The following is a 1,303-nucleotide window of genomic DNA, read 5'->3' on the forward strand; positions in this document are numbered from 1 at the left end:
GGCCGCGTGCGCTGCAGTGCTCGCAGGCGCTGCCCTCGCCCAGCGCCGGCATCGGCGCGCCGGCTGCAGGCGCGTGAAGTCGGCCGCGATGCCTTCGAGCAGCGTCGCGGCGCTGGCGGCCACGTCGGGATGCGCCAGCAGCTTCACGCCCTCGCGCCCGTCGAGCGACAGGTAGGCGGCCTGCACGTCGCCTGGCGGGACGCCGCGCGACGCGTCCAGCAGCGCGGCGTAGAACGGCAGCTGGGTGTCCTCGAGCGGCTGCCGCAGGCGCTCGCGCAGGGTGGTCTCGCTGGAGGTCTTGTAGTCGAGGATGCGGTGCGCACCGTGGCCCCCCTTGCCCGGCACGGCATCGATGCGGTCCAGCGTGCCGCGCAGGCGCAGGCCGGCGGCCGCCAGCGCTGGCGGCTGTGCTCGCAGTTCGAGTTCGGTATCGATCACGTTCGCGCCCAGCGCCTCTTCGGCATGCCACCAGGCGAGGTAGCGCGGCAGCAGGTCCTCGAACCACACGGCGAACGGCAGGAAATCGGCATCGTCTCGCGCCAGCAGCGCCTGCCGCGCGCGGGCAATGCGCAGCAGCAAGGCGGCATCGTCCTGCGGCGCACCGGGCTGCCGCTGGCGGTGGAAGTCCTGCAGCACCGCATGCAGCCAGGTGCCGTAGTCGCGCTTGTCGACGGCGTCGTCGAGTTCCTCGGCTTCGGCCAGGCCCAGCAGGCGCTGCGCGAAGAAGCGATAGGGGCAGGCGCGCAGCGCTTCGTAGGCCGTGGCGTTGAGCGAGTCGGGCAACAGCGCCGGCGCGACCGGCAAGGGGTGCGCGAGCGGGCGCGGCACGACGGCGACGGGCGTCCGCTGCTCACCGCCCGACCTGACGGCCTCGCGTTCGTCGAACTGCAGTTGCAGCAACAGCGGGCTGGCCTGCAGCGGCTCGGCCCCGTCGCGCCGGCGGTGCAGCAGCGTGAGCCGCGGCACCCTCAGCAACTGCGCGAAGGCCCGTCGCTCGTGCTCGCGACGCTGCGCGCTCGACGGCAGGCCGAGCGCGGCCGCCAGTGCGTCGCCCAGCAAGGCCTGCGGCTTCGGCAGCGCGCCGAGATGCGCCGCATCCGCACCCGGACACACGACCGCTGCGAACGGACGCAGCATCGCGCGCGCCAGCGGCGTGAGGATCACCGGCGCCGCACCGCCGAGGTCGGGCGACGGCGGCTCGAACGAAACCGCCTCCAGCACGCCGTCGACCCAGTCGCGCAAGCCGTCGGCATCGAAGCGCACGCGCGCCGCCTGCTGCGCCCAGGCGCTGCCTGCCGGCGGC

Annotated in this window: 1 protein-coding gene; it reads right to left on the reverse strand. The window is 74.5% G+C overall.

Going from position 1 to position 1,303, the window contains the following annotated elements; translation table 11 throughout:
- Window positions 1-1,303, reverse strand: a 1,303-nt coding sequence (locus x551_RS22345; protein ID WP_161728134.1) for a PD-(D/E)XK nuclease family protein, incomplete at both ends; no start/stop codon positions are given.

The organism is Methylibium sp. T29, assembly GCF_000576205.1.
In the GTDB taxonomy this organism is placed as follows: domain Bacteria; phylum Pseudomonadota; class Gammaproteobacteria; order Burkholderiales; family Burkholderiaceae_C; genus Methylibium; species Methylibium petroleiphilum.